The following is a 24,827-nucleotide window of genomic DNA, read 5'->3' on the forward strand; positions in this document are numbered from 1 at the left end:
GCACGGATCCAGCAAGGACACGGTTCTCCCATGATCAACGCCGCCCTGAGCGTCGTCGCCAGCATCCCGAGCCCGTCGATCAGCTACTTCGACATCGGCCCCCTGCGGATCCACATCTACGCGCTCTGCATCATCACGGGCATCATCGTCGCGGTGCTGTGGACCAACGCCCGCCTCACCAAGCGCGGCGCCGAGCCGTGGGTCGTCATCGACATCGCCCTGCTCGCCGTCCCCTTCGCGATCATCACGGCGCGCATCTACCACGTGCTCACCCACTGGAGCTTCTACTTCGGCGAGGGCGCGAACCCCTGGTCGGCCCTCTTCATCTGGGAGGGCGGCATCGCCATCTACGGCGCCCTGATCGGCGGCGCCGTCGGTGCGTGGCTCGGATGCCGGTGGACCGGAATCCGCTTCTGGACCTTCGCCGACGCCCTCGCCCCGGGTCTGCTCCTGGCGCAGGCGATCGGCCGCTTCGGCAACTGGTTCAACCAGGAGCTCTACGGACTGCCGACCGACGTGCCGTGGGGCCTCGAGATCGACTACCCCAACCCGGCGTGGCCGATCGGCCTGCCCGAAGGCACGCTGTTCCACCCGACGTTCCTGTACGAGGTCATCTGGAACACGCTCGGCGTCCTCTTCCTCGTGTGGGTGGGCCGCCGCTTCACCCTGCAGTGGGGTCGCCTGTTCGGCCTCTACCTCGTGTGGTACAGCGCCGGCCGCATCGTCTGGGAGTCGATCCGCATCGATCCGAGCGACATCTTCCTCGGGCTGCGCACCAACGTCTGGGCGGCCATCTTCGGCGTCGTGATCGGCCTCGCGATCTTCTTCGTGCAGAAGCGCCGCCACCCCGGCCTCGAGCCGTCGCCCTATGTGTCCGGCCGCGAGTGGAAGGCCGGACAGGCTGTACAATCTCAGGAGACCGACGGCTTCGTCGACGTCAGCGAACCCCCGACGTCCGATGCCGAAGGGGTCAGCGCCACAAGCACTCCTGCCACCAAGTAACGCAGCTCTCCCCCCGAAGAGCGCGCCCAGGGCCGATGTCGTCCCATCTTGACTATCAACGTGAGGACGGTAGGTATGGCTTCGAGCCCCCGTTCCGTCGCCTCTGCGGAGGCGAACTTCCCCGCTGCGTCCGGCCGCTCCGGATTCCCGCAGAAGCAGGGGATGTACAACCCTGCCTTCGAGAAGGACGCCTGCGGCCTGGCCATGGTGGCCACGCTGCGCGGTGAGGCCGGCCACGACATCATCGATCTGGCGCTGACGGCGCTGCGCAACCTCGAGCACCGCGGCGCGATCGGCTCCGACGCCGGCACCGGCGACGGCGCAGGCATCCTGACGCAGATGCCCGACGCATTCCTGCGCGCCGTGGTCGACTTCGACCTGCCGCCGGTGGGGGAGTACGCCGCGGGACTCGTCTTCCTGCCGCGCGACGCAGAGGCACGCGAGACCCAGAAGAGCGGCATCGAGCGGATCGCGGCATCCGAGGGCCTCACCGTGCTCGGCTGGCGCGAGGTCCCGACAGCCGAGGAGAACCTCGGCAAGCTCGCCTTCGAGGCGCGGCCGGTCTTCGAGCAGCTCTTCATCTCCCGTCCGGCCACCGGCGACGCCGCTGCGCTGTCGGGCATCGCCCTCGACCGCCGCGCGTACCGCCTGCGTGCTCGCGCGCGCACCGAGCTCGACGCCTACTTCGTCTCGCTCTCGTCCCGCACGCTGGGTTACAAGGGCATGGTCACCACGCTCCAGCTCGAGCCGTTCTACCCCGACCTGCAGGACGAGCGCTTCGCCTCCGAGCTCGCCGTGGTGCACTCGCGCTACTCGACGAACACGTTCCCGTCGTGGCCGCTCGCTCAGCCGCTGCGCATGCTCGCGCACAACGGCGAGATCAACACGGTCAACGGCAACCGCAACTGGATGCGCGCGCGCCAGTCGCAGCTCGAGTCGGAGCTGCTGGGCGACATCCAGCCGCTGCTGCCGATCTGCACCACCGGCGCGAGCGACTCCGCCTCGTTCGACGAGGTGCTCGAGCTGCTCACGCTCACGGGCCGGAGCCTTCCGCACGCCATCATGATGATGGTCCCCGAGGCCTACGAGAAGCAGGCCGACATCGACCCGAAGCTGCGGGCGTTCTACGAGTTCCACTCGATGCAGATGGAGCCCTGGGACGGCCCTGCCGCCCTGATCTTCACCGACGGCACCCTGGTGGGCGCGACGCTGGACCGCAACGGCCTGCGCCCCGGTCGCTGGACCGAGACCACCGACGGGCTGATCGTGATCGGCAGCGAGACGGGCGTGCTCGACTTCGAGCCCGAGCGCATCAAGCGCCGTGGCCGCCTCCGCCCCGGTCGCATGTTCCTCGTCGACACGGCGCAGCGCCGCATCATCGAGGACGACGAGATCAAGGCGCAGCTGGCCGACCAGGAGCCGTGGCAGGAGTGGCTCGACTCGGGCCGTGTGCGCCTGGCGGACCTTCCCGAGCGCGAGCACATCGTGCACCCGATCGCCTCGATCACCCGGCGGCAGCGCACATTCGGCTACACCGAGGAGGAGGTCAAGATCCTCCTCACCCCGATGGGTCAGAACGGCGCCGAGCCGCTCGGCGCCATGGGCTCCGACACGCCGGTCGCGGTGCTCAGCGAGCGTCCGCGGCTGCTCTTCGACTACTTCACGCAGCAGTTCGCGCAGGTCACCAACCCGCCGCTGGACTCCATCCGCGAAGAGGTCGTGACCTCGCTCGGGCTGGGTCTCGGTCCCGAACGCAACCTCCTCGAGTGGGGTCCCGAGCACACTCGCGTCGTGACCCTGGACTTCCCGGTGATCGACAACGACGAGCTCGCCAAGATCCAGCACATCGACACCGCGCTCCCGGGCCGCACGTCGGTCACGATCCGCGGGCTGTACCGCGTCGAGGCCGGCCACAAGGGCATGAAGAAGCGCCTCGAGCAGATGTGCCACGAGGTCGACCAGGCCATCGAGGACGGCGCGGAGTTCATCGTCCTGTCGGACCGCGACTCCAACAAGGACCTCGCGCCGATCCCGTCGCTGCTCATGCTCGCGGCCGTGCACCATCACCTCATCCGCAACCAGACGCGCATGAAGTGCGGCCTGGTCGTCGAGGCCGGCGACGTGCGCGAGGTGCACCACGTCGCGACGCTCATCGGGTACGGGGCATCCGCCGTCAACCCGTACCTCGCGATGGAGACCGTCGAGTACCTGGTGCGTGCCGGCTTCATCACCGGCATCGCGCCCGAGAAGGCCGTCAAGAACCTGATCTACGCCCTCGGCAAGGGCGTGCTCAAGATCATGTCGAAGATGGGCATCTCGACGGTGTCGTCGTACGCGGGCGCCCAGGTGTTCGAAGCCGTGGGCCTCTCGCAGGACTTCGTCGACACCTACTTCACCGGTACCGAGTCGAAGCTCGGCGGCGTCGGGCTCGACGTCATCGCCGCGGAGAACGCCGCCCGGCACGCGTACGCGTACCCGGAGGATGCTGCGGTCCGAGCGCACGAGCGACTGTGGACGGGTGGCGAATACCAGTGGCGCCGCGACGGGTCGCCGCACCTGTTCAACCCCGACACGGTGTTCCGCCTGCAGCACTCGACGCGCACGCGCCGGTACGACATCTTCCGCGAGTACACCAAGCTCGTCGACGACCAGGCGAACGAGCTGAAGACGCTCCGTGGTCTGTTCGCGCTCAAGACCGAGGGCCGCACGCCGGTGCCGATCGACGAGGTCGAGTCGGTCGCGTCGATCGTCAAGCGCTTCTCGACGGGTGCGATGAGCTACGGCTCGATCTCCCGCGAGGCCCACGAGACGCTCGCGATCGCGATGAACCGCATCGGCGGGAAGTCGAACACCGGCGAGGGCGGAGAGGACGCCGACCGCCTGCTCGACCCCGAGCGCCGCAGCTCCATCAAGCAGGTCGCCTCCGGCCGCTTCGGCGTCACGAGCCTGTATCTCTCCGAAGCCGACGACATCCAGATCAAGCTCGCCCAGGGCGCGAAGCCCGGCGAGGGCGGTCAGCTGCCGCCGACCAAGGTGTACCCGTGGGTGGCCCGCACGCGTCATGCGACCGCCGGCGTCGGCCTCATCTCGCCGCCGCCGCACCACGACATCTACTCGATCGAAGACCTCAAGCAGCTGATCTTCGACCTCAAGCGCGCCAACCCCGGTGCACGGGTGCACGTGAAGCTCGTGAGCCAGTCGGGCATCGGCGCGGTCGCCGCCGGCACCGCCAAGGCGCTGGCCGACGTCATCCTGGTGTCGGGCCACGACGGCGGCACGGGCGCGAGCCCGCTGAACTCGCTCAAGCACGCAGGCACGCCGTGGGAGCTCGGCCTCGCCGAGACGCAGCAGACGCTCATGCTGAACGGCATGCGCGACCGCGTCGTCGTGCAGGTCGACGGCCAGCTCAAGACCGGCCGCGACGTCATCATCGGCGCGCTGCTGGGTGCTGAGGAGTTCGGTTTCGCAACGGCGCCGCTGGTGGTCTCGGGCTGCATCATGATGCGCGTCTGCCACCTCGACACGTGCCCCGTGGGCGTCGCCACGCAGAACCCGGTTCTGCGCGAGCGCTTCACAGGCAAGCCGGAGTTCGTCGTGAACTTCATGGAGTTCATCGCCGAAGAGGTGCGCGAGTACCTGGCGGCGCTCGGCCTCCGCTCGCTCGACGAGGCGATCGGCCGCACCGACCTGCTCGACGTCGACGGTGCGGTCACGCACTGGAAGGCGAACGGCCTGGACCTCGGTCCGGTGCTCGCCGGTCCCGTCTTCGCCGAGGACGAGCCGCGCCGCAACACCACTGCGCAGCTGCACGAGCTCGACGAGCACTTCGACGTCGCTCTGATCGAGCGCGCGCAGGACGTCATCGCGAACGGCGGCGAGATCACGATCGACCTGCCCATCCGCAACACCGAGCGCGCGGTCGGCACGCTCCTGGGACACCACGTGACCAAGGCGCGCGGCGAGAACGGCCTCCGGTCGGGAAGCATCGTCGTCAACCTCACGGGGTCGGCGGGCCAGTCGTTCGGCGCATTCATGCCTGCGGGCATCACGCTGCGCCTCGAGGGCGACTCGAACGACTACGTCGGCAAGGGCCTCTCGGGCGGGCAGATCGTCGTCCGTCCGCCGCGCGGCGCCACGTTCGACGCGTCGAAGAACGTCATCGCGGGCAACGTGATCGGCTACGGCGCGACGCTCGGGACGATGTTCCTGCGCGGCGTCGTCGGCGAGCGCTTCTTCGTCCGCAACTCGGGCGCCACGGCCGTCGTCGAAGGCGTGGGCGACCACGCGCTCGAGTACATGACCGGCGGTCTGGCGGTCATCCTCGGCGCGACAGGACGCAACCTCGGCGCCGGCATGTCGGGCGGCACCGCCTACGTGTACAAGCTCGACCGCAAGCTCGTGAACCGCGAGGCGCTCGCCTCGGGCGAGCTCGAGCTCGGCGAGCTGGGCTCCGGCGACGCCGAGATCCTGCGCGACCTGCTGGAGCAGCATGTCGCCGAGACCGAATCGACTCTCGCCCAGGCTCTGCTCGACGACTTCGAGGCCGAGCTGGCGAACTTCGTCCGGGTCCTGCCGCGCGACTACGCCGCGGTGCTGCAGACCCGCCAGGAGGCCGTCGCCGAGGGGCTCGACCCCGATGGCGACGTCGTCTGGAATCGCATCCTGGAGGTGACGGGTGGCTGACCCGAAAGGCTTTCTGAAGGTCACCGAGCGCGAGCTGCCCACGCGGCGGCCGGTGCCGGTGCGCATCATGGACTGGAAAGAGGTCTACGAGCCGGGCGACGCGGCGGTGCTGCGCCGGCAGGCCGGACGCTGCATGGACTGCGGCGTGCCGTTCTGCCACAAAGGCTGCCCGCTGGGCAACCTCATCCCGGAGTGGAACGACCTCACGTGGCGCGGCGAGGGCCGCGCGGCCAGCGAGCGTCTGCACGCGACGAACAACTTCCCCGAGTTCACCGGGCGGCTGTGCCCGGCGCCGTGCGAGAGCGCGTGCGTGCTCGGCATCAACCAGCCGGCCGTCACCATCAAGCAGGTCGAGGTCTCGATCGCCGACGAGGCGTTCGGCAACGGATGGATCGAGCCGGAGCCCCCCGGGCGCCTCACCGGCAAGACCGTGGCCGTCGTGGGCTCGGGGCCGGCGGGTCTCGCAGCCGCGCAGCAGCTCACCCGCGCCGGGCACACCGTCGCCGTGTTCGAGCGGGACGACCGCATCGGCGGCCTCCTGCGCTACGGCATCCCGGACTTCAAGATGGAGAAGAAGCACCTCGAGGCCCGTCTTCGCCAGATGCAGGACGAGGGTACGCGCTTCCGCGCCGGCGTCGAGATCGGCAAGGACATCTCCTGGGCCGACCTCCGCGCGCGCTACGACGCGGTCGTCGTCGCGACGGGGTCGACGGTGCCGCGCGAGCTCGCGATCCCCGGACGCGACCTCGCCGGCGTGCACTTCGCCATGGAGTACCTCGTCGAGTCGAACAAGGCCGTCGCGGGTGACGCCGTGCCCAACCAGATCAGTGCCGAGGGCAAGCACGTCGTCGTGATCGGCGGCGGCGACACCGGCGCCGACTGCATCGGCACCGCCCACCGCCACGGCGCCCTGAGCGTGACGAACCTCGCCATCGGCCGCCGCCCCCCGGGCGAGCGTCCGGAGCATCAGCCGTGGCCGATGGACCCGCTGGTCTTCGAGGTGCAGTCCGCGCACGAAGAGGGCGGCGAGCGTGCCTACCTCGCGTCGACGGTCGAGTTCCTCGGGAACGGCGCCGGCGAGGTGCGTGCGCTGCGCGTGGCCGAGACGGAGTTCGTCGACGGCCGCCGCGTCCCCAAGAGCGGCACCGAGCGCGAGATCCCCGCGGACCTCGTGCTGATCGCGATGGGGTTCACCGGTCCGGAGCGGGCCCTCCTCGAGGACCAGCTCGGCGCCCGCTTCACCGAGCGGGGCAACGTCCGCCGCGAGGACGACTACCAGACCACCGCCCCGGGCGTGTTCGTGGCCGGCGACGCCGGTCGCGGCCAGTCGCTCATCGTGTGGGCGATCGCCGAAGGGCGCGCCGTCGCAGCCAGCGTCGACCGCTTCCTCATGGGCGCGACGGAGCTGCCCGCTCCGGTCCGCCCGACCGATGTCGCCATCGGCCTGCAGCCCGCGTAGGCTGGCCGAGGCACTCGCCACCTTCAACCCACCCGGAGAACAACCACGGATGAGACGCGCCAAGATCGTCGCCACCCTTGGGCCCGCCACGTCGTCGTATGAGATGGTCCGCGCGATCATCGATGCCGGCGTCGACGTCGCCCGCTTCAATCTGAGCCACGGGGACTACTCGGTCCACGACAACAACTTCGCCAACGTGCGCAAGGCCGCCGACGACGCCGGACGGGCGGTCGCGATCCTCGTCGACCTGCAGGGTCCGAAGATCCGCCTCGGCAAGTTCGAGAACGGACCGCACGAGCTGGCGGTCGGCGACATCTTCAAGATCACCACGGAAGAGATCCTCGGAACCAAGGAGATCGTCGGCACGACGTTCAAGGGCCTGCCGAACGACGTCAAGCCCGGCGACTTCCTCCTCATCGACGACGGCAAGGTGCGCGTCGAGGTGGTCGAGACCGACGGAACCGTGGTCACCACCAGGGTCGTCGTCGCGGGCCCGGTCTCGAACAACAAGGGCATCAACCTGCCCGGCGTGGCGGTGAACGTCCCGGCGCTGTCCGAGAAGGACGAGGCCGACCTGCGCTGGGGTCTGCGCGCCGGCGCCGACATCATCGCCCTGTCGTTCGTGCGCGATGCGAAGGACGTCCAGCGCGTCCACGTCATCATGGCCGAGGAGGGCCGCCACGTCCCGGTCATCGCGAAGATCGAGAAGCCGCAGGCCGTCGACAACCTCGAGGAGATCATCGACGCCTTCGACGGCATCATGGTCGCCCGCGGCGACCTCGGCGTCGAGCTTCCTCTCGAGGCGGTGCCGATCGTGCAGAAGCGCGCGGTCGAGCTCTGTCGACGCATGGCGAAGCCGGTCATCGTGGCGACGCAGATGCTCGAATCGATGATCGAGAACCCGGTGCCGACCCGTGCCGAGACGAGCGACGTCGCCAACGCCGTCCTCGACGGCGCGGACGCGGTCATGCTCTCGGGCGAGACCAGCGTCGGCAAGTACCCGGTCGTGGTCGTCGAGACCATGGCGCGCATCGTCGACTCGACCGAGGAGCACGGTCTCGACCGCATCCAGCCGCTCACGACCAAGCCCCGCACGCAGGGCGGTGCCATCACGCTCGCGGCCATGGAGGTCGCCGAGTTCGTCGACGCGAAGTACCTCTGCATCTTCACCGAGTCGGGCGACACCGCGCGCCGCATGTCGCGCCTTCGCCCCCGCATCCCCATGATCGGGTTCGCCCCCGAGCCGGCGATCCGCCGCCGCATGGCGATCACGTGGGGCGTGCAGTCGACGCTGGTCGAGCACGTCGCGCACACCGATCTGATGTTCATCCAGGTCGACGACTACCTGCTGTCCAACGAGCTCGCCAAGGTGGGCGACAAGGTGGTCGTGATCTCGGGCTCCCCTCCCGGAATCATCGGCTCCACGAACGACATCCGCATCCACAAGGTGGGCGACGCCGTGCACGGCAAGGCGCCGATCTACAAGACACGGGACTGACACATCCCCCGTCCGTACGGCTGCGACCACTACTGTGGTCGCAGCCGTACGGCATTTCGAGAAAGGTGTGACGCCGATGTTCTTCGGTGACTTCTGGTGGTTCCTGCTGTGGAGCTTCTACTTCATCGCGTACCTGTACGTGGTGATCGTGATCATCACGGATCTGTTCCGCGACGACGACCTCAACGGCTGGCTCAAGGCCCTGTGGATCATCGCGCTCGTCTTCGTGCCGTTCCTGACGGCGCTGATCTACATCATCGCCCGCGGGAAGGGCATGGCCGCGCGAGCTCAGGCGGCGCGTGGGGGAGTGGTCGCCGAGGCCGACGACTACCGCCCATCCGCATCGTCGAGCCCCGCAGAGGACATCGCCCAGGCGAAGGCGCTCCTCGACGCGGGCGCGATCTCGCAGGGCGAGTTCGACGCCCTCAAGAGCAAGGCGCTCGGCAACCAGTACTTCGGCGCGTAGTCCCGAGAACAGCGCGAGAGCGGATGCCTCGAATTCGAGGCATCCGCTCTCGCGTCTGTACCGGTGTGCCGCGTCAGCTGATCTTCTTGCGGTAGATCGCCATCGACGCGATGTACGCGACGACGAGGATGCCCACCAGCCACGCCATGGCGACCCAGATGTCGTCGCCGACCGGCTCGCCGGCGAACAGCGCCCGCATCGAGTCGACGATCGAAGTCACAGGCTGATTCTCGGCGAACCACTGCACCGGACCCGGCATGCTCTCGGTCGGGACGAACGCCGAGCTGATGAACGGCAGGAAGATGAGCGGGTACGAGAACGCGCTCGCGCCGTCGACCGTCTTCGCCGTGAGGCCCGGGATGACCGCGAGCCACGTGAGCGCCAGCGTGAACAGGACCAGCATGCCGATCACGCCCATCCAGGCGCCGAAGCTCGCGCCGGTGCGGAAGCCCATCAGGAGTGCCACCCCGATGACGAGCGCCAGCGAGACGAGGATGGACACGAGCGAGGTCAGCACGTGCGCCCAGAGCACTCCCGATCGCGCGATCGGCAGCGACTGGAACCGCTCGAAGATGCCGCTCTGCATGTCCAGGAAGAGCCGGTACGCCGTGTAGGCGATGCCCGACGCGATCGTGATGAGCAGGATGCCAGGAAGCATGTAGTCGATATACGACCCTTCGGCCCCGCCGGTGTCGATCGCGCCGCTGAAGACGTAGACGAACAGCAGCATCAGCGCGATCGGGGTGACCGCGGTGGTGATGATGGTGTCGGGGCTGCGGAGGATGTGCCGCAGCGATCGGCTCGTGAGAACGGCGGTGTCGCCGATGACGTGCGTGGTCATCGTCCTTCCTTCCGTGTCGAGGCGGCGCCCTTTCGCCCGGGGGCGTCGGCGGCGTCGCCGGGTTCTGCGGTGTCCTCTTCGCCGGTCAGGGCGAAGAAGACGTCTTCCAGGCTCGGCTGCTTCTCGACGTACTCGACCTTGGCCGGCGGCAGGAGCTGCTTGAGCTCGGCCAGCGTGCCGTCGACGATGATGCGGCCCTTGTGGAGGATCGCGATGCGGTCGGCGAGCTGCTCCGCCTCTTCGAGGTACTGCGTGGTCAGCAGCACGGTCGTGCCCCCCTGCGCCAGCTCCCGCACCGCGTCCCAGACCTCGAGGCGGGCGGCGGGATCGAGCCCGGTCGTGGGCTCGTCGAGGAAGATCACCGGCGGGTCGCCGATGAGGCTCATCGCGATGTCGAGCCGGCGCCGCATGCCCCCGGAGTACGTCGACACCTTGCGGGAGCCGGCATCCGTCAGCGAGAAGCGGGCGAGCAGGGCGTCCGCGATCGCGCCGGGGTCGGGCAGGTGGCGCAGCTGCGAGATGAGCACGAGGTTCTCCCTTCCGCTCAGGACCTCGTCGACCGCGGCGAACTGGCCGGTGAGGCTGATCGTCTCGCGCACCTTCTGGGCCTCGGCCGAGACGTCGAACCCTGCGATCGCGGCGGTGCCGGCATCCGGCTTCAGCAGCGTGGAAAGGATGCGGACGACCGTGGTCTTGCCCGCGCCGTTCGAGCCGAGCAGAGCGAAGATGCTGCCTCGCGCCACGTCGAAGTCGACGCCGCGCAGCACATGAAGGTCCTTATAGGACTTCTCGAGCCCCTGGACGTGGATGGCGGTGCCGGTGGTCATTTCTGATCTCCTCGTTCTGCGTCGTCGATCGCCTTGTTGAGGCGAGAACGCTCCTTGTCGATCCACTGCTTGCCGGAGTATGCGGCGGTGAACTCCTCGGCGAACGCCGAGGCGTCCTCGCCGACGATGTCGCGGACGGGAGTGCCGTCGGCGGCCGCGCGCTCCCAGAGGTCGGCGGAATCGCCGAGCATCTGCATCATCGTCACTCCGTCGGTCATGCCGCCGACGGTCATGAAGTACCGGTCCAGCGCCTTGGCGGCGCCGCGGTAGGGCTCGGGCAGCGCCTCGATGCGCGCCTTGTACTGGCGGTACTGCTTCTTCTGCTCGAGCGAGCCGGTGACGACTTCGTACCACTTGGCGGCCATGATCATTCCTCTTCCTGGGAGTTGGCGTTGCTGTCTGCGTGTTCGCGGTGGAGCTGTTCGATGCGGTCGGCGAGGAAGCTCCAGGTCCTCCAGAACTCCGCGAGCTGCTCGCGGCCCTGTGCGTTGAGGGAGTACACCTTGCGCGGCGGCCCCTTCTCCGACGGGACCTTCTCGACGTCGACGAGGCCGCGCTGCTCGACCCTGACCAGCAGGGCGTACACGGTGCCCTCGGCGATGTCGGAGAAGCCCTGGTCCCGCAGCCACGAGGTGATCTCGTACCCGTAGGCGGGACGGCCGGAGAGGATCGCGAGCACGATCCCCTCGAGCGTGCCCTTGAGCATCTCGGTCTCCTGCTTGCCCATGGCGCACCTCCTTCTCTTGACTACTCAGTGATGTTGACTACCACTAGAAAGTAACACTAGGTAGCGGTACTTAGCAACAGCAAGTACCAACTTCTTCCGCGAGGAGGAAACGACAAGAGCGGATGCCTCGAATCGAGGCATCCGCTCTGAGCGAAGTCGGGGAGTGCCGGTGGTGGGAGTCGAACCCACACGCCCTTGCGGGCAACCGAGTTTGAGTCGGTCGCGTCTGCCATTCCGCCACACCGGCCCGCGCGCCGCGGCGCGCGTCCGCGATTGACCATACCGTAGGATTCAATGGTGACTGAGCAGGAGCAGACCGCCGCATCGACGGCATCCACCCCCCGCCGCGTCGTGGTCGCCGAAGACGAGTCGCTCATCCGGCTCGACATCGTCGAGATCCTCCGCGACAACGGATTCGACGTCGTCGGCGAAGCCGGAGACGGAGAGACCGCAGTGGCCCTCGCCACCGAGCTGCGTCCGGACCTCGTGATCATGGACGTCAAGATGCCGCAGCTGGACGGCATCTCGGCCGCCGAGAAGCTCAGCAAGAACCACATCGCCCCGGTCGTGCTGCTCACCGCCTTCAGTCAGAAGGAGCTCGTCGAGCGCGCCAGCGAGGCCGGCGCCCTGGCCTACGTCGTGAAGCCCTTCACGCCGAACGACCTGCTGCCGGCGATCGAGATCGCGCTCGCCCGCTACGAGCAGATCATCACGCTCGAGGCCGAGGTCGCCGACATGGTCGAGCGCTTCGAGACCCGCAAGCTCGTCGACCGCGCGAAGGGCCTCCTCAACGAGAAGATGGGCCTCTCCGAGCCCGAGGCGTTCCGCTGGATCCAGAAGGCGTCGATGGACCGCCGCCTCACGATGCAGGACGTCGCCAAGGCGATCATCGAGCAGCTGGCGCCCAAGAAGGGCTGATCCTCACCACTTCGAGAAGAGCGGATGCCCCGGCCCGGGGCATCCGCTCTTCGCATCGCCGTCGGGCGAAGGGGCTCAGCCCAGCGGCTTGATGTGGTTCGTGATGCGCACCGTCGAGCAGCGCCGACCCTGGTCGTCCGACACGACGATCTCGTGCACGGTGAGGCTGCGGCCGAGGTGCAGGGGCGTGCACACCCCAGTGACGTAGCCCTGGGTCGCCGAGCGGGTGTGGGTCGCGTTGATGTCGACACCGACGGCGAGGCGCCCGGGGCCTGCGTGGTAATTGGCGTGCATGGATCCGAGCGACTCGCCGAGCACGACGTAGGCGCCGCCGTGGAAGAGCCCGACGGGCTGCGTGTTGCCCGCCACGGGCATCCGCGCGACGGCTCGCTCGGCAGTGAACTCGAGCCACTCGAAGCCCATCTTCTCGGCCAGCGCGCCGATTCCGCGTCCGACCGCCCACTCCAGGGCGTCCTCGTGTGCGACGGATGTCTCGGGCATGACTCACCTTCGTGGGGCGGGAATCGGGGCGGTTCCGCGAGAAGCGGGACTGTCGTCGGCCCTGACTAGGCTTGCAGGGTGACGGACTCCGCAAAGCCTACCCTCCTCGTCGTCGACGGCCATTCGCTGGCATATCGGGCGTTCTATGCCCTTCCCGTCGACAACTTCTCGACGAAGGACGGGCAGCACACGAACGGGATCTACGGGTTCCTCGCGATGCTGATCAACCTGATCAAGGCGGAGAAGCCGACGCACCTCGCGGTGGCCTTCGACACGTCGCGGCAGTCGTTCCGCACCCGCGAATACACCGAGTACAAGGCGAACCGCTCCGAGACGCCGTCCGAGTTCAAGGGGCAGATCCCCCTTCTGCAGGACTGCCTCGCCGCCATGAGCATCCAGGTGCTCCAGCAGGAAGACATCGAGGCCGACGACATCCTCGCGACACTCGCGACGCAGGGCGCCGCCGAGGGGTTCCAGGTGCTGGTCTGCTCGGGCGACCGCGACACGATCCAGCTCGTGAACGACGACATCACGCTGCTCTACCCGAATGTCCAGGGCGTCTCGCAGCTCAAGCGGTACGACCGCCAGGCGGTGATCGACCGCTACGGCGTGCCACCGGAGCAGTACCCCGACATCGCGGCGCTCGTGGGCGAGACGAGCGACAACCTGCCCGGCGTACCGAAGGTCGGCGAGAAGACGGCCGTGAAGTGGCTGACCCAGTTCGGCTCGCTCGACGCGCTGCTCGAGGGCGCCGACTCCATCAAGGGCGTGGTCGGCGGCAATCTGCGGGACCACCTGGAGGACGTCCGCCGCAACCGCCGCCTGAACCGGCTCCTGACCGACGTCGACCTGCCCGTCGGTCCCGGCGACCTCGAGGTGCAGCCGATGGACGCGCAGGCGGTGCGCGACATCTTCTCGCGGCTCGAGTTCAAGACGCTCATCCCGCGCGTCGCCGAGCTCGCCGGCATCGAGCAGCAGATGGCGGCGGTCACATCGGCCGCGGCCGAGCTCGCACCCGTCGCGGAGCAGCTCGCACCCGCGGAGTTCGCCGCGTGGCTCGAGAGGGCACCCGGCGAGCTCGGCGTGACGGTCACGGTCGAGGGCGGTCTGCCGGCGCGCATCGGCGTCGCCACGAAAGACGCCGCGGCCGAGGCATCCTGGACTCCCGAGCTCGCAGCCGCCATCGAGCCCTGGCTCACGTCCGACTCGCCCAAGATCCTCGCCGACGCCAAGCCGCAGGTGAAAGCGCTCCGGCGCGCGGGACTGCGCCTCGGGGGCCTCGCGTTCGACGTGATCCTCGCCGGCTGGCTTCTGCGCCCGAGCTTCCCCGACAAGAACCTCGCGCACCTCGTCGACCGCTACCTCGATGAGAAGCTGCCCGAGTCGGACCCGACGCAGCTCGTGCCCGAGACCGAGGGCGCGACCACCGGACAGCTCTCCTGGTACCTCGTGCGCGTGGCGGCCGCGGTCCGTGCGGAGCTCCCCGACAGCGTCGCCGCCGTCCTCACCGATATCGAGCTGCCGACCCTGCACACCTTGGCCGACATGGAGCTCGCCGGCGTCGCCGTGTCGCACGCGACGCTGTCGCAGTTCTCCGGCGAGCTCGGTGCCCGCGCCGATGCCCTCGCGCAGGAGGCGTACGCGGCGATCGGCCGCGAGGTGAACCTCGGCTCGCCGAAGCAGCTGCAGGAGGTGCTGTTCGAAGAGCTGCAGCTGCCGAAGACCCGCAAGACGAAGACCGGCTACTCCACGGACGCCGCGGTCCTGGCCGACCTGCAGGAGACCAACCCGCACCCGTTCCTCGACCTCCTGCTGCAGCACCGCGAGGCGACGAAGCTGCGTCAGATCATCGAGTCCCTCGACAGTGCCATCGGCGGCGACCGGGCGAGCGGAGCCGACGGCCGCATCCACACGACGTACGTGCAGACCGGCAGCCAGACCGGGCGCCTCTCGAGCACCGACCCGAATCTGCAGAACATCCCGATCCGCACGGAGGAGAGCCGCCGCATCCGGTCCGCCTTTACCGTCGGAGAGGGCTACGAGACGCTGCTCACGGCCGACTACTCGCAGATCGAGATGCGCATCATGGCGCACCTCTCCGAGGACCCGGGCCTCATCGAGGCCTTCAACTCCGGGGAGGACACGCACCGCTTCGTGGGCTCGCGCGTCTTCGGCGTCGCCCCGCAGGACGTGACCCCCGCGATGCGCACGAAGGTCAAGGCCATGTCCTACGGTCTGGTCTACGGACTCTCGGCGTTCGGCCTGTCCAAGCAGCTGCGCATCGAGCAGGCCGAGGCGAAGCAGCTCATGATGGAGTACTTCGCCCGCTTCGGCGCGGTGCGCGACTACCTGCGCTCCTCCGTCGAACAGGCGCGCATCGATGGCTACACCGAGACGATCTTCGGCCGACGGCGCCCGTTCCCCGATCTCGCGAGCCCCAATCGCGTCCTCCGCGAGAACGCCGAGCGAGCCGCACTCAATGCGCCGATCCAGGGCAGCGCGGCCGACATCATGAAGATCGCGCTGTTCCACATCCACGACGACTTCGCCGCGCAGCGACTCGCCTCGCGCGTGCTGCTGCAGATCCACGACGAGCTCGTGGTGGAAGTGGCGCCGGGGGAGTGGGATGCTGCTGAGCGGATCGTCCGCAGCCGCATGGGCGACGCCGCGAAGCTGTCGGTGCCGCTCGACGTGCAGATCGGTCGCGGCGACAACTGGGACGTCGCCGGGCACTGATCCACTGACCGGCGAAGGCGCCTGTCGGCACCGGGATCCTCGTTTGTCGGCACCGCGTCCCATGCCTAGGCTCGGTGATATGACAGACGAAACCCGCACGCCCACGCAGATCGACAAGATCGCTGATGCGTGGGTCGACACCCTCGCCGAACTCGAGCCGACGCTGGCCACCTACATCGGGCGTTCCGAGTACAACGACCGGTTCGGCGACTACAGCCCGGCCGGCCAGGAGCGGCTCGTCGAGGAGGGCCGCAAGACCCTCGCGGCGCTCGACGCCGCGATCGCCGACGACGACGTCGACATCGTGACGAAGGAGGACCTTTCTCGCGAGATCCAGCTGCAGCTCGACCTGCACGACGCCAGGTGGCACCTCCGCGATCTCAACGTGATCGCCTCGCACGCCCAGGACATCCGGTCCGCGTTCGACCTCATGCCCACCGCGACGAGCGACGACTGGTCCGTCATCGCGAAGCGTCTCGGCGCCGTCTCTGGCGCGGTCGGCGGTTATATCGAGACGCTCCGCCAGGGCATCTCCCAGGGTGTGGTGCCGGCTCGCCGGCAGGTCACCGAGGTGGCGACGCAGATCGCCCGCTACACCGCCGACAACGGCTTCTTCGCGAGCTTCGCCGCCGACGCCGCGCCCGACGAAGGGCAGCTTCCGGCCTCCCTCGCCCGCGACCTCGCCGACAATGCCAATGCCGCCCGCGTCGCGTACGACGAGCTCGCCGCGTTCCTCACGAACGAGCTCGCGCCTGCCGCCGCCGACAAGGATGCCGTGGGCCGCGAGCTGTACGCGCTGCACTCGCGGCGCTTCCTCGGCGCCACGATCGACCTCGACGAGACCTACGAGTGGGGCGTCGAGGAGCTCGCGCGCATGGTCGCCGAGCAGGAGTCGATCGCGAACGAGATCAAGGCCGGCGCCAGCGTCGAGGAGGCCGTCGCGTTCCTCGAGCGGGACACGAGCCGCAAGCTCTACGGCACCGAGGCGCTGCAGAAGTGGATGCAGGAGACCAGCGACCGGGCTGTCACGGAGCTCGGCAAGACCCACTTCGACATCGCCGAGCCGATCCGCAAGCTCGAGTGCATGATCGCGCCCACCAAGGAAGGCGGGATCTACTACACCGGTCCGACCGACGACTTCTCGCGCCCCGGCCGCATGTGGTGGTCGGTGCCCGAGGGCGTCGAGGATTTCGACACCTGGCGCGAGCTCACGACGGTGTATCACGAGGGCGTCCCCGGCCACCATCTGCAGATCGCCCAGGCGGTCTACAACCGCGCGCAGCTCAACACCTACCGCCGGCTCCTCGGCGGCACCTCGGGTCACGCCGAGGGCTGGGCCCTGTACGCCGAGCGCCTGATGGAGCAGCTGGGATACCTGTCCGACCCCGCCGACCGCCTGGGCATGCTCGACGGCCAGCGCATGCGCGCGGCCCGCGTCGTGCTCGACATCGGCGTCCACCTCGAGAAGCCGCGTCCTGACGGCGAGGGCCCGTGGGACGCCGACTTCGCGCTGGAATTCATGCTGCGCAACGTCAACATGCCCGACGAGTTCGTGAAGTTCGAGGTCAACCGCTACCTGGGCTGGCCGGGCCAGGCGCCGTCGTACAAGGTAGGCCAGCGCATCTGGGAGCAGCTTCGCGACGAGGTCGCCGAGCGTGAGGGCGATGCCTTCTCGATCAAGCAGTTCCACAAGCGCGCGCTCGACCTCGGCGGTGTCGGCCTCGACACCCTCCGCTCGGCGCTCTCGCGCTGACCCTTCGACAGGCTCAGGGACCGGCTTCCTCGTCGGCCCCTGAGCCTGTCGGCGCGGCGCGCAGCAGCGCCAGCACCTCGGCGTCGGTCGTCTGGCGGAAGTCGTCGTAGTACTGCCCCACGGCCCAGAAGTCGGCCTCGCGATAGGGGCACACGAACTCATCGACGGTGTCGGCCGGCGGCTCCCAGTGCTCCGGCGCGACGGGCACCGCCAGCACGATCTGCTTCGGATCGCGGGCCCGCAGCGCGCGACATGCCGCGATGGCGGACGCGCCGGTGGCCACGCCGTCGTCCACCACGATGGCGGTGCGCCCCGACAGCTCCACGGACGCCGAGCCGAACGCATCCGTGCGCCGCGCCAGCTCGTCGCGCTCCGCCGCCTCGACGCGCTCCAGATCGCGCGATGACATGCCCGCCCATCGCATCGCGCCGGGGGTGACGATGCGGACGCCGTCAGCGATCGCGCCCACCGCATACTCCTTGTGGCCCGACGCGCCCAGCTTGCGCACGACCACCGCGTCGAGCTCGAGTCCGAGCGCCTCGGCGACCGCCGCCGCGACGACGACGCCGCCGCGCGGGATGCCGAGGACCACGGCATCCGTTCCCCGCCATCGTTCGAGCTCTGCGGCGAGCTCACGCCCGGCGGACCGGCGATCCGCGAACGGGATCATGCCTCCACGCTACGCTCGCGTGGCGCGGGCGTCTCGGGAATGCCGCCGCTGCCCCACCCGTTCATGCAGATGAATAGAAGGAGAAGCACATGACCTCTGTCGACCCCGCCACGATCGAGCTCGGACTCGACACTTTCGGCGATGTCACCCGCGACGCCTCCGGGGAGCTGATCAGCGGCGCGCAGACGATCCGCAACGTCGTCGAGCAGGCGGTGCTGGCCGACCGTGTCGGCCTGTCGTTCTTCGGAGTGGGGGAGCACCACCGCCGCGAGTTCGCGGTGTCGAGCCCGGAGATCGTGCTCGCGGCCGCTGCGGCACGGACGGAGCGGATCCACCTCGGAACGGCGGTCACCGTGCTGTCGAGCGACGATCCGGTACGCGTCTTCGAGAGGTTCTCGACCCTCGATGCGGTCTCGAACGGGCGCGCCGAGGTCATCCTCGGTCGCGGATCGTTCATCGAGTCGTTCCCGCTGTTCGGCTACGACCTGCGCGACTACGAGGCGCTGTTCGACGAGAAGCTCGACCTCTTCTCCCAGCTGCTGACCGAGAACCCCGTCACCTGGAGCGGAACGCTCCGTGCGTCGCTCGACGCCGCCGATGTCTTCCCGAAGACCGAGAACGGCCTGCGCGCCTGGGTCGGCGTGGGCGGCACGCCGGAGTCGGCGGTGCGCGCCGCGCGGTACGGGTATGGGCTCATGCTCGCGATCATCGGTGGGCCGGCCGGGCGCTTCGCACCCTTCGCCGAGCTGTACCGCCGGTCGCTCGACACGTTCGAGCAGCCGCAGCTGCCGGTGGGCGTGCACTCGCCGGGTCATATCGCCGAGACCGATCAGCAGGCGTGGGACGAGGCGTATGAAGGCTTCGAGGCGATGAACAACTCGATCGGCCGCGAGCGCGGCTGGCCGACCTACAACCGCCTCCGCTTCCAGCACGACGTCGGGCCCGAGGGCGCGCTGTACGTCGGCTCACCCGAGACGGTCGCGCGCAAGATCGCCGCCACCGTGCAGACGCTGGGCGCTTCCCGGTTCGACATGAAGTTCTCCACCGGCACGCTCTCGCACGAGAAGATGATGCGCTCCATCGAGCTGTTCGGCACCGAGGTGGCCCCTCGCGTGCGCGACATGCTGTCATGAGCCCCGCGCCGACCGCGGCATCCGTAGCATGACGCTATGACGGATGCCGCAACCCGCGCCTCGTCGGCGCTCTCGGAGCGCCTCGACCGCCTGCCCTTCACCCGCAAGCACCTGCGCGTGCTCACCGGCTCCGGTATCGGGTGGGCCCTGGATGCGATGGACGTCGGGCTCATCTCTTTCATCATCGCGGCACTGGCGGCGCAGTGGAGTCTCACCCCGACCGAGGCGAGCTGGATCGCCTCGGTCGGCTTCGTGGGCATGGCGGTCGGGGCAAGCGTCGGCGGTCTGCTCGCGGACCGCTTCGGGCGCCGTCAGGTGTTCGCGCTCACGCTCCTCGTGTATGGGCTCGCGACGGGGGCGAGCGCACTCGTCGGGGGGCTCGCCGCCCTCCTGGTGCTGCGGTTCCTCGTAGGCCTGGGGCTGGGCGCCGAGCTGCCGGTGGCGAGCACCTACGTGAGCGAATTCGCCCCCGCGCGCATGCGGGGACGGCTGATCGTGATCCTCGAGGCCTTCTGGGCCATCGGCTGGACCCTCGCCGCCCTCATCGGCTACGTGGTGATCCCGGCCTCCGAGGACGGCTGGCGCTGGGCGTTCGCGCTGGGTGCGATCCCCGCGGCGTACGCCCTCATCGTGCGCTGGGGTCTGCCCGAGTCGGCCCGCTGGCTCGAGCGACGGGGGCGCTTCACCCAGGCGGACTCGGTCGTCCGCGCCTTCGAGGACGCCGCTGGGGCACCCGCGGCCCCTCCCACAGACGGCCGGCCGACGGTTCTCCCCGCTGCCGCGACCTCTCTGGGGGAGCGCCTCGGCACGCTGTGGTCGGCCGAGTTCCGCGTCCGCACCGCGTGCCTCTGGCTGGTGTGGTTCTGCGTCAACTTCTCGTACTACGGCGCGTTCATCTGGATCCCGTCGATCCTCGTCGCTCAGGGGTACGACCTGGTGCGCTCCTTCGGCTTCACTCTGATCATCACGCTGGCGCAGCTGCCGGGCTACGCCGTGGCGGCGTGGCTGATCGAGGTGTGGGGGCGCCGCGCCACGCTCTCGGTCTTCCTCGTCGGCTCGGCGGTGTCGGCGATCTTCTTCGGCACCGCCTCCGGCGCCGGCGCGATCATCGCCGCGGGCATGGCGCTGTCCTTCTTCAACCTCGGCGCGTGGGGTGCGCTGTATGCGGTGACCCCCGAGATGTACCCGACGTCGCTGCGCGCCACCGGCTCCGGCTGGGCGGCCGGCGCGGGGCGCATCGCGTCCATCGTGGCCCCGCTTGTGGTGCCGCCCCTGCTCGTCGCCGGCGGCGCGCCCGTGCTCTTCGTCGTGTTCGCCGCCTTCTTCGCGGTGGCTGCGGCCGCAGCGTGGGGGCTCGTCGACCGCCGCGGCGTCGCGCTCGACGACCGATGAGCGTGGCGGGGCGCGCGCCGCGCCGGTCGTAGGCTTGAGCTCGTGGCATCCGTTCGATACGTCGCGATCGGCGACTCCTTCACCGAGGGTGTGGGCGATGAGCTGCCCGATGGGCGCGTGCGCGGATGGGCCGACCTCGTCGCGCAGGGGTGGGCCACCGCGACGGGGGAGGCAGTCGAGTACGCCAACCTGGCGATCCGCGGCAAGCTGGTGTGGCCGATCGTCGAGCAGCAGCTCGAGCCGGCGCTCGCACTGAAGCCGACGCATCTGTCGTTCAACGGCGGCGGCAACGACATGCTGCGCCCCCGCACGAGCGTCGCGCACGTACTGGCGGCCTTCGAGACGGTGTTGCGCCGATGCGACGAGGAGGGTGTGCAGCTCATCGTGCTCTCGGGCGCGAATCCGACGGCGCAGCTGCCGCTGAAGCGCGTGATCCAGCGGCGCGGTGACCTCCTGTCATACGCCGTCGAGGCGCGTCTGGCCGAGCGCACCGACGTGGTGCAGGCGTACAACTGGTTCGACGAGGAGTTGGCGACGCCGCCGTACTGGTCGGAGGACCGCCTGCATATGAACTCGCGCGGGCACCACCGCGTCGCTGCGCGCGTGCTGAGTTCGCTCGGCGTCGAGCCCGTGCCGCAGTGGTGGTCACAGCCGCCGCTTCCCCCGATGGGCTCGCGTGGCGCGGCCTATTACCGCGAGCATGTCGGTCCGTGGGTCCGGCGCCGCCTGACCGGGACGTCGTCGGGAGACGGTCGCGAGCCGAAGTTCGGTCAGTGGACCGAGATCGCTCCTGCCGCCCACTGAGCAGCCGTCGCCGGCGCGGCGTCCACCCCGCGCCAGCGCTCGCTCACGTGGCAGAGCCCTTCACGGCGTAGGTCAGCTCGGCGAACGCGCCCGCCTGCCGTACGACGGTCAGCTCCAGTCGGTCGGCGCCGAGGCTGCGGGGGAGGAGCGGCTTGCCGGAGGGCAGCGTCGCCGGCGCGATCGAGACGCGGATCTCATCGAGCAGCCCCGCGTCGGCGAACTGGCCGGCGAGGTCGCCGCCGCCCACGATCCACACGTCGCGGTCGCCCGCCGAGGCGCGGATCTGCGGCCACACATCGCGCACGTCGCCCGAGGCGAACCGGATGTCGACACCCGGCACAACAGGTTGATCCTTGCTCGTGAACACCCACGTGGGGCGGTCGCCGTAGTACGACGGCCACTTCTCGGGATGGGCGACCAGGTCTTCGTGCTCGATCACCCACCGATAGGTCGACGAGCCCTGCACGAGCACCCCGATGCCGGCGAGGAACCGCTGGAAGTCCTCGTCGCCTCCTTCGCCCCCAGGGACGGCGAAGAGCCAATCGAGCGAGTCGTGATCATCGGCGAGGAACCCGTTGAGCGTGGTGGCGGTGTAGTAGACGACACGGGGCATGCGGTCACGGTAGCGCGCATCGCCGACGCCGGCGTGACGGGGATGAGCACAATCGCTTGACGAGTGTTCAACCAAACAGTATTGTACTGAGCGGTTGAATAGAGGAGGCGAGATGACCGATTCACTGAGCCGCACCTTCGCGGCTCTCGCAGATCCGACACGTCGCGCCATGCTCGCCCGGCTGAGCGAAGGCGAGGCGACGGTGGGCGAACTCGCCGAGCCGTTCCAGATGACGTTCGCCGCCGTGTCGAAGCACCTGCGTGTTCTCGAGGGGGCGGGCCTCGTCACCCGCGGCCGCCACGCCCAGTACCGCCCGGCCCGGCTCGACGCGCGGCCCCTGGCAGCGGCATCCGACTGGATCGGCGGTTACGCGCAGTTCTGGGAGGACAGCCTCGGCGCCCTCGATCACTACCTCAACGCCCTGCAGCAGCTCGGGGCACCCCGCACCACACCGGCCGGCGGCACCGCCGAACCCATCGAGAAGGAGCACGACCATGACTGAGTACTTCACTGTCACCCGCACCCTGCAGGCTCCCCGCGAGCTGGTGTTCGAGGCCCTGACCAGGCCCGAGCACTTCGCGGTGTGGTTCGGCACGGCCGCGGTCGAGGTGCCGCAGGACAGCCTGACGATGGACGTGCGGCCCGGGGGCGCCTTCCGCGCCGTCATGCTCCTGCCCGATGGCAACCGCATCGACTGGGCGGGGGAGTACAAGGTGGTCGAGCCGCCGTCGCACCTCTCGATGACGCTGACCGACCAGCCCGGTGACGACGCGGGCCTCCCGGTGCTGTTCGACCTCGAAGAGTCCGGCGACGGCACCGTGCTCACGATCCGTCAGGACCGCAGCGACTTCACCGACGAGCAGGTCGCCGCGACGATCGCCGGCTACAACGCGTTCATCGACGACATCGAGCGCGTGCTGGAGCGCCTCCAGACCGCCTGAGCGCCGTCACAGAGCGCCCAGGCGGCGCAACGCACTCATCGCGAGCATGCTGCCCGCCCGGGCGCTCTGGCGCGGGTCGGCGCCCTCCAGCGCCGCCACGATATAACCTGCGGCGAAGGCATCGCCCGCACCGGTGGAGTCGATGACGTCGTCCACCCGTTGGACGGGCACCTCGCTCACCTGGCCGTCCGCGGCGACCAGGACCGGCTCGGCGCCTCGCTTGACCACGTACACCCCGCTCGGCTGCAGCCCGAGTTCACCCGCCGTGCGCGCCTCGTCCTCATTCGCGAACACGACGTCGGGCTTGAGCTCCACGAGCACCCGCCGGAGCTCTTCACGGCCGAGCGCACGCATGGTCGCCACGCTCGACAGGTCCAGGCTCACCCCCGCGCCTCGCGCCGCAGCCCGGGCGGCACCATCCGTCACCGCCCGCGCGGACGGCGCCGACGCGAAGCCGTACAGCGGAACATGGACCCAGTCAGCGCCGGCGAGCCACGCCGGATCGATGGCGTCGAGTTCGGCCGCCGCGCCGCGGTCCGTGATCATCGTGCGCTCGCCCACGGCGTCCACGAGCACGACGATCGCGCCGGTGCGGCCGTGCCGCTGCACCCTGACGTCGACGCCCGCGGCTTCGAGCTCTCCGACGAGAGCGCGCGCCAGCGTGTCGTCGCCGACACGGCCGATGAAGCGGGACGGATGCTGCGACGCGGCCGCCGCCGCCACGTTCGCGGCGCTCCCGCCCCGTGTGAGCCGCACCTCCGCGGCGTTGTCGGTGCCGCGTTCGAGGGCGGCGCCGCCGAGGACGATGAGGTCGGCGACGAGATCGCCGATCACGACGAGCATCAGGCGTCGCCGGCGAGCGCCTGTGCGATGCGAGCGCCGAGGTCGACGTTGCCGCGGTATACCGCGACGTTGACGTCGAGGCTGCGTCCGCCCGTCTCGCGCTGGAAGAAGTCCAGCAGGAACGGCGTCGTGTCGTGCCCCGCGATCCCTTCGGCGTCGGCCGCGGCGAGCGCCCGCGCGAGCACGTCATCGTGCAGCGCCGGGTCGAGCTGCCGATCGGCGGCCACCGGATTGGCGACGAGCAGTGTCGACGAGATGCCCAGGGCGTCGCGCGTGCGCGCGATCGCGGCGATCTCCGCCGGAGAGTCCACCGAGTACTCCAGGTCGTGGCCGGAGTCACCGATGTAGAAGCCGGGGTAGTCGGTGGTGCGGTAGCCCACCACCGTGAGGTTGAGCGTCTCGAGCCGCTCGAGGGTCAGCGCGATGTCGAGGATCGACTTGACGCCCGCGCTCACCACGACGAGGGGGAGCCCGGCGAGTGTCGGCAGATCGGCGGACTCGTCGAAGGTCTGCGCGGCGCCCCGGTGCACGCCGCCGAGTCCTCCGGTCGAGAAGACCCGCACGCCTGCCCTCGCTGCGAGGTGCGCGGTGGCCGCGACGGTCGTGCCCGCGCTGAGACCCTTGACCACCGCGACGGGCAGGTCGCGCACGCTCGCCTTCACGATGCCGTCGGCGGTGGAGAGACGCTCGATCTCATCGGGCGACAGGCCGACGGTGGGTCGGCCTTCCACGACGCCGATCGTCGCGGGAACGACGCCGAGCGCCCGCACGCGGGCCTCGGCTTCGAGGGCGACCGTGACATTGCGCGGCCGCGGCAGGCCGTGCGTGAAGATCGTGGACTCGAGCGCCAGCACGGGGTCCCCCGTGGCGATGGCGTCGCGCACCTCGGGGGCGATGACAACGGGGTCGGACACGGGCATCCTTTCGATCCGGGCAGCGCTTCCTGGCCGAATAGGGACACAGTATCGAGCGGATGCCGCGACCCGCCCGACCCGCGGGCACGAGTCCTCCGATGCGGGC

The 24,827-nt window shown here is 69.4% G+C and carries 22 protein-coding genes and 1 tRNA gene; 13 read left to right on the top strand and 10 right to left on the bottom strand.

Annotated elements, in window-relative coordinates:
* The first annotated feature begins 30 nt into the window (after positions 1-30).
* The 5 genes from lgt to JNB61_RS02710 all read left to right on the top strand — a co-directional run bounded on the left by lgt (position 31) and on the right by JNB61_RS02710 (position 9,108).
* Positions 31-1,002 (top strand): prolipoprotein diacylglyceryl transferase, encoded by a 972-nt coding sequence (gene lgt, locus JNB61_RS02690; RefSeq protein ID WP_220338666.1) that lies wholly within the window; start codon positions 31-33, stop codon positions 1,000-1,002.
* Positions 1,003-1,077: 75 nt separating this feature from the next.
* A complete protein-coding gene (gene gltB, locus JNB61_RS02695; protein WP_374226599.1) occupies positions 1,078-5,685 on the top strand; it encodes a glutamate synthase large subunit in 4,608 nt (1,535 codons plus the stop codon).
* On the top strand, positions 5,678-7,144 hold the full coding sequence (locus JNB61_RS02700) for a glutamate synthase subunit beta (RefSeq protein WP_220338667.1): 1,467 nt from the start codon (positions 5,678-5,680) through the stop codon (positions 7,142-7,144). The genes gltB and JNB61_RS02700 overlap by 8 nt, the downstream gene beginning before the upstream one ends.
* 49 nt (positions 7,145-7,193) lie before the next feature.
* Positions 7,194-8,642: a pyruvate kinase gene (gene pyk / locus JNB61_RS02705; protein ID WP_159844279.1), complete on the top strand. Its 1,449-nt coding sequence runs from the start codon at positions 7,194-7,196 to the stop codon at positions 8,640-8,642.
* A gap of 76 nt (positions 8,643-8,718) precedes the next feature.
* On the top strand, positions 8,719-9,108 hold the full coding sequence (locus JNB61_RS02710) for an SHOCT domain-containing protein (protein WP_220287989.1): 390 nt from the start codon (positions 8,719-8,721) through the stop codon (positions 9,106-9,108).
* A gap of 73 nt (positions 9,109-9,181) precedes the next feature.
* Here JNB61_RS02710 and JNB61_RS02715 read toward each other — a convergent pair whose 3' ends face one another.
* The 5 genes from JNB61_RS02715 to JNB61_RS02735 all read right to left on the bottom strand — a co-directional run bounded on the left by JNB61_RS02715 (position 9,182) and on the right by JNB61_RS02735 (position 11,750).
* The gene (locus tag JNB61_RS02715; RefSeq protein WP_159844282.1) at positions 9,182-9,949 is read right to left on the bottom strand and encodes an ABC transporter permease; all 768 of its coding nucleotides are present in this window, start codon (positions 9,947-9,949) and stop codon (positions 9,182-9,184) included.
* Positions 9,946-10,776 carry an ABC transporter ATP-binding protein gene (locus JNB61_RS02720; RefSeq protein WP_159844284.1) on the bottom strand — a complete coding sequence of 277 codons (831 nt, stop codon included), beginning with the start codon at positions 10,774-10,776 and terminating at the stop codon, positions 9,946-9,948. The genes JNB61_RS02715 and JNB61_RS02720 overlap by 4 nt, the downstream gene beginning before the upstream one ends.
* Complete coding sequence (locus JNB61_RS02725; RefSeq protein WP_220287882.1) at positions 10,773-11,141, bottom strand: DUF1048 domain-containing protein; 369 nt, start codon at positions 11,139-11,141, stop codon at positions 10,773-10,775. Before JNB61_RS02725 ends, JNB61_RS02720 begins: the two co-directional genes overlap by 4 nt.
* A gap of 2 nt (positions 11,142-11,143) precedes the next feature.
* Positions 11,144-11,503 carry a PadR family transcriptional regulator gene (locus JNB61_RS02730; RefSeq protein ID WP_220287884.1) on the bottom strand — a complete coding sequence of 120 codons (360 nt, stop codon included), beginning with the start codon at positions 11,501-11,503 and terminating at the stop codon, positions 11,144-11,146.
* Between the two features lie 164 nt (positions 11,504-11,667).
* Positions 11,668-11,750 (bottom strand) — tRNA-Leu (locus JNB61_RS02735).
* Positions 11,751-11,797: 47 nt separating this feature from the next.
* Between JNB61_RS02735 and JNB61_RS02740 the strand changes: the two genes are divergently transcribed.
* Positions 11,798-12,421, top strand: coding sequence for an ANTAR domain-containing response regulator (locus tag JNB61_RS02740; protein WP_109209425.1), 624 nt, complete (start codon positions 11,798-11,800; stop codon positions 12,419-12,421).
* 75 nt (positions 12,422-12,496) lie between these two features.
* Here JNB61_RS02740 and JNB61_RS02745 read toward each other — a convergent pair whose 3' ends face one another.
* Positions 12,497-12,922 (bottom strand): hotdog fold thioesterase, encoded by a 426-nt coding sequence (locus JNB61_RS02745; RefSeq protein ID WP_220338668.1) that lies wholly within the window; start codon positions 12,920-12,922, stop codon positions 12,497-12,499.
* Between the two features lie 78 nt (positions 12,923-13,000).
* On the opposite strand from JNB61_RS02745, the gene polA reads away from it, so the two are divergent.
* Complete coding sequence (polA, locus tag JNB61_RS02750; RefSeq protein ID WP_220287886.1) at positions 13,001-15,658, top strand: DNA polymerase I; 2,658 nt, start codon at positions 13,001-13,003, stop codon at positions 15,656-15,658.
* Between the two features lie 79 nt (positions 15,659-15,737).
* On the top strand, positions 15,738-17,411 hold the full coding sequence (locus JNB61_RS02755) for a DUF885 domain-containing protein (protein ID WP_220338669.1): 1,674 nt from the start codon (positions 15,738-15,740) through the stop codon (positions 17,409-17,411).
* Between the two features lie 13 nt (positions 17,412-17,424).
* Here the strand turns inward: JNB61_RS02755 and JNB61_RS02760 are convergent, their stop codons facing one another.
* The gene (locus JNB61_RS02760; protein ID WP_220338670.1) at positions 17,425-18,081 is read right to left on the bottom strand and encodes a phosphoribosyltransferase; all 657 of its coding nucleotides are present in this window, start codon (positions 18,079-18,081) and stop codon (positions 17,425-17,427) included.
* 89 nt (positions 18,082-18,170) lie between these two features.
* On the opposite strand from JNB61_RS02760, the gene JNB61_RS02765 reads away from it, so the two are divergent.
* The 3 genes from JNB61_RS02765 to JNB61_RS02775 are packed head-to-tail and all read left to right on the top strand — an operon-like array spanning position 18,171 to position 21,410.
* Positions 18,171-19,214: an LLM class flavin-dependent oxidoreductase gene (locus JNB61_RS02765; protein WP_220338671.1), complete on the top strand. Its 1,044-nt coding sequence runs from the start codon at positions 18,171-18,173 to the stop codon at positions 19,212-19,214.
* Between the two features lie 36 nt (positions 19,215-19,250).
* Entirely contained in the window at positions 19,251-20,606 is a 1,356-nt protein-coding gene (locus JNB61_RS02770; RefSeq protein WP_220338672.1) for an MFS transporter, read from the top strand.
* A 42-nt stretch (positions 20,607-20,648) separates the two neighbouring features.
* Positions 20,649-21,410 carry an SGNH/GDSL hydrolase family protein gene (locus JNB61_RS02775; RefSeq protein WP_220287895.1) on the top strand — a complete coding sequence of 254 codons (762 nt, stop codon included), beginning with the start codon at positions 20,649-20,651 and terminating at the stop codon, positions 21,408-21,410.
* Positions 21,411-21,453: 43 nt separating this feature from the next.
* Here JNB61_RS02775 and JNB61_RS02780 read toward each other — a convergent pair whose 3' ends face one another.
* A complete protein-coding gene (locus tag JNB61_RS02780; protein WP_220287897.1) occupies positions 21,454-22,023 on the bottom strand; it encodes a dihydrofolate reductase family protein in 570 nt (189 codons plus the stop codon).
* Between the two features lie 112 nt (positions 22,024-22,135).
* Here JNB61_RS02780 and JNB61_RS02785 point away from each other — a divergent pair, with 112 nt between their 5' ends.
* Together JNB61_RS02785 and JNB61_RS02790 are read left to right on the top strand one after the other, a co-directional pair.
* A complete protein-coding gene (locus JNB61_RS02785) occupies positions 22,136-22,525 on the top strand; it encodes an ArsR/SmtB family transcription factor (RefSeq protein WP_220338673.1) in 390 nt (129 codons plus the stop codon).
* Positions 22,518-22,964: an SRPBCC family protein gene (locus tag JNB61_RS02790; RefSeq protein ID WP_220287901.1), complete on the top strand. Its 447-nt coding sequence runs from the start codon at positions 22,518-22,520 to the stop codon at positions 22,962-22,964. The genes JNB61_RS02785 and JNB61_RS02790 overlap by 8 nt, the downstream gene beginning before the upstream one ends.
* 6 nt (positions 22,965-22,970) lie before the next feature.
* On the opposite strand, the gene JNB61_RS02795 is transcribed toward JNB61_RS02790, so the two are convergent.
* Both JNB61_RS02795 and JNB61_RS02800 read right to left on the bottom strand, forming a co-directional pair.
* Positions 22,971-23,807 carry a carbohydrate kinase family protein gene (locus tag JNB61_RS02795; protein WP_220338674.1) on the bottom strand — a complete coding sequence of 279 codons (837 nt, stop codon included), beginning with the start codon at positions 23,805-23,807 and terminating at the stop codon, positions 22,971-22,973.
* Positions 23,807-24,727 carry a pseudouridine-5'-phosphate glycosidase gene (locus tag JNB61_RS02800; RefSeq protein ID WP_220338675.1) on the bottom strand — a complete coding sequence of 307 codons (921 nt, stop codon included), beginning with the start codon at positions 24,725-24,727 and terminating at the stop codon, positions 23,807-23,809. The genes JNB61_RS02795 and JNB61_RS02800 overlap by 1 nt, the downstream gene beginning before the upstream one ends.
* Between the last annotated feature and the right edge of the window lie 100 nt (positions 24,728-24,827).

Source organism: Microbacterium ureisolvens, assembly GCF_019511645.1.
GTDB classification, from domain to species: Bacteria; Actinomycetota; Actinomycetes; order Actinomycetales; family Microbacteriaceae; genus Microbacterium; species Microbacterium ureisolvens_A.

Coding starts and splice junctions, on each gene's coding strand:
- gltB (WP_374226599.1), top strand. CDS start 1,078: ATGGCTTCGAGCCCCCGTTCCGTCGCCTCTGCGGAGGCGAACTTCCCC.
- pyk (WP_159844279.1), top strand. CDS start 7,194: ATGAGACGCGCCAAGATCGTCGCCACCCTTGGGCCCGCCACGTCGTCG.
- JNB61_RS02740 (WP_109209425.1), top strand. CDS start 11,798: ATGGTGACTGAGCAGGAGCAGACCGCCGCATCGACGGCATCCACCCCC.
- JNB61_RS02770 (WP_220338672.1), top strand. CDS start 19,251: ATGACGGATGCCGCAACCCGCGCCTCGTCGGCGCTCTCGGAGCGCCTC.
- JNB61_RS02730 (WP_220287884.1), bottom strand. CDS start 11,503: ATGGGCAAGCAGGAGACCGAGATGCTCAAGGGCACGCTCGAGGGGATC.
- JNB61_RS02755 (WP_220338669.1), top strand. CDS start 15,738: ATGACAGACGAAACCCGCACGCCCACGCAGATCGACAAGATCGCTGAT.
- JNB61_RS02725 (WP_220287882.1), bottom strand. CDS start 11,141: ATGGCCGCCAAGTGGTACGAAGTCGTCACCGGCTCGCTCGAGCAGAAG.
- JNB61_RS02745 (WP_220338668.1), bottom strand. CDS start 12,922: ATGCCCGAGACATCCGTCGCACACGAGGACGCCCTGGAGTGGGCGGTC.
- lgt (WP_220338666.1), top strand. CDS start 31: ATGATCAACGCCGCCCTGAGCGTCGTCGCCAGCATCCCGAGCCCGTCG.
- JNB61_RS02800 (WP_220338675.1), bottom strand. CDS start 24,727: ATGCCCGTGTCCGACCCCGTTGTCATCGCCCCCGAGGTGCGCGACGCC.
- JNB61_RS02710 (WP_220287989.1), top strand. CDS start 8,719: ATGTTCTTCGGTGACTTCTGGTGGTTCCTGCTGTGGAGCTTCTACTTC.
- JNB61_RS02790 (WP_220287901.1), top strand. CDS start 22,518: ATGACTGAGTACTTCACTGTCACCCGCACCCTGCAGGCTCCCCGCGAG.
- JNB61_RS02720 (WP_159844284.1), bottom strand. CDS start 10,776: ATGACCACCGGCACCGCCATCCACGTCCAGGGGCTCGAGAAGTCCTAT.
- JNB61_RS02760 (WP_220338670.1), bottom strand. CDS start 18,081: ATGATCCCGTTCGCGGATCGCCGGTCCGCCGGGCGTGAGCTCGCCGCA.
- JNB61_RS02780 (WP_220287897.1), bottom strand. CDS start 22,023: ATGCCCCGTGTCGTCTACTACACCGCCACCACGCTCAACGGGTTCCTC.
- JNB61_RS02785 (WP_220338673.1), top strand. CDS start 22,136: ATGACCGATTCACTGAGCCGCACCTTCGCGGCTCTCGCAGATCCGACA.
- JNB61_RS02765 (WP_220338671.1), top strand. CDS start 18,171: ATGACCTCTGTCGACCCCGCCACGATCGAGCTCGGACTCGACACTTTC.
- JNB61_RS02715 (WP_159844282.1), bottom strand. CDS start 9,949: ATGACCACGCACGTCATCGGCGACACCGCCGTTCTCACGAGCCGATCG.
- JNB61_RS02795 (WP_220338674.1), bottom strand. CDS start 23,807: ATGCTCGTCGTGATCGGCGATCTCGTCGCCGACCTCATCGTCCTCGGC.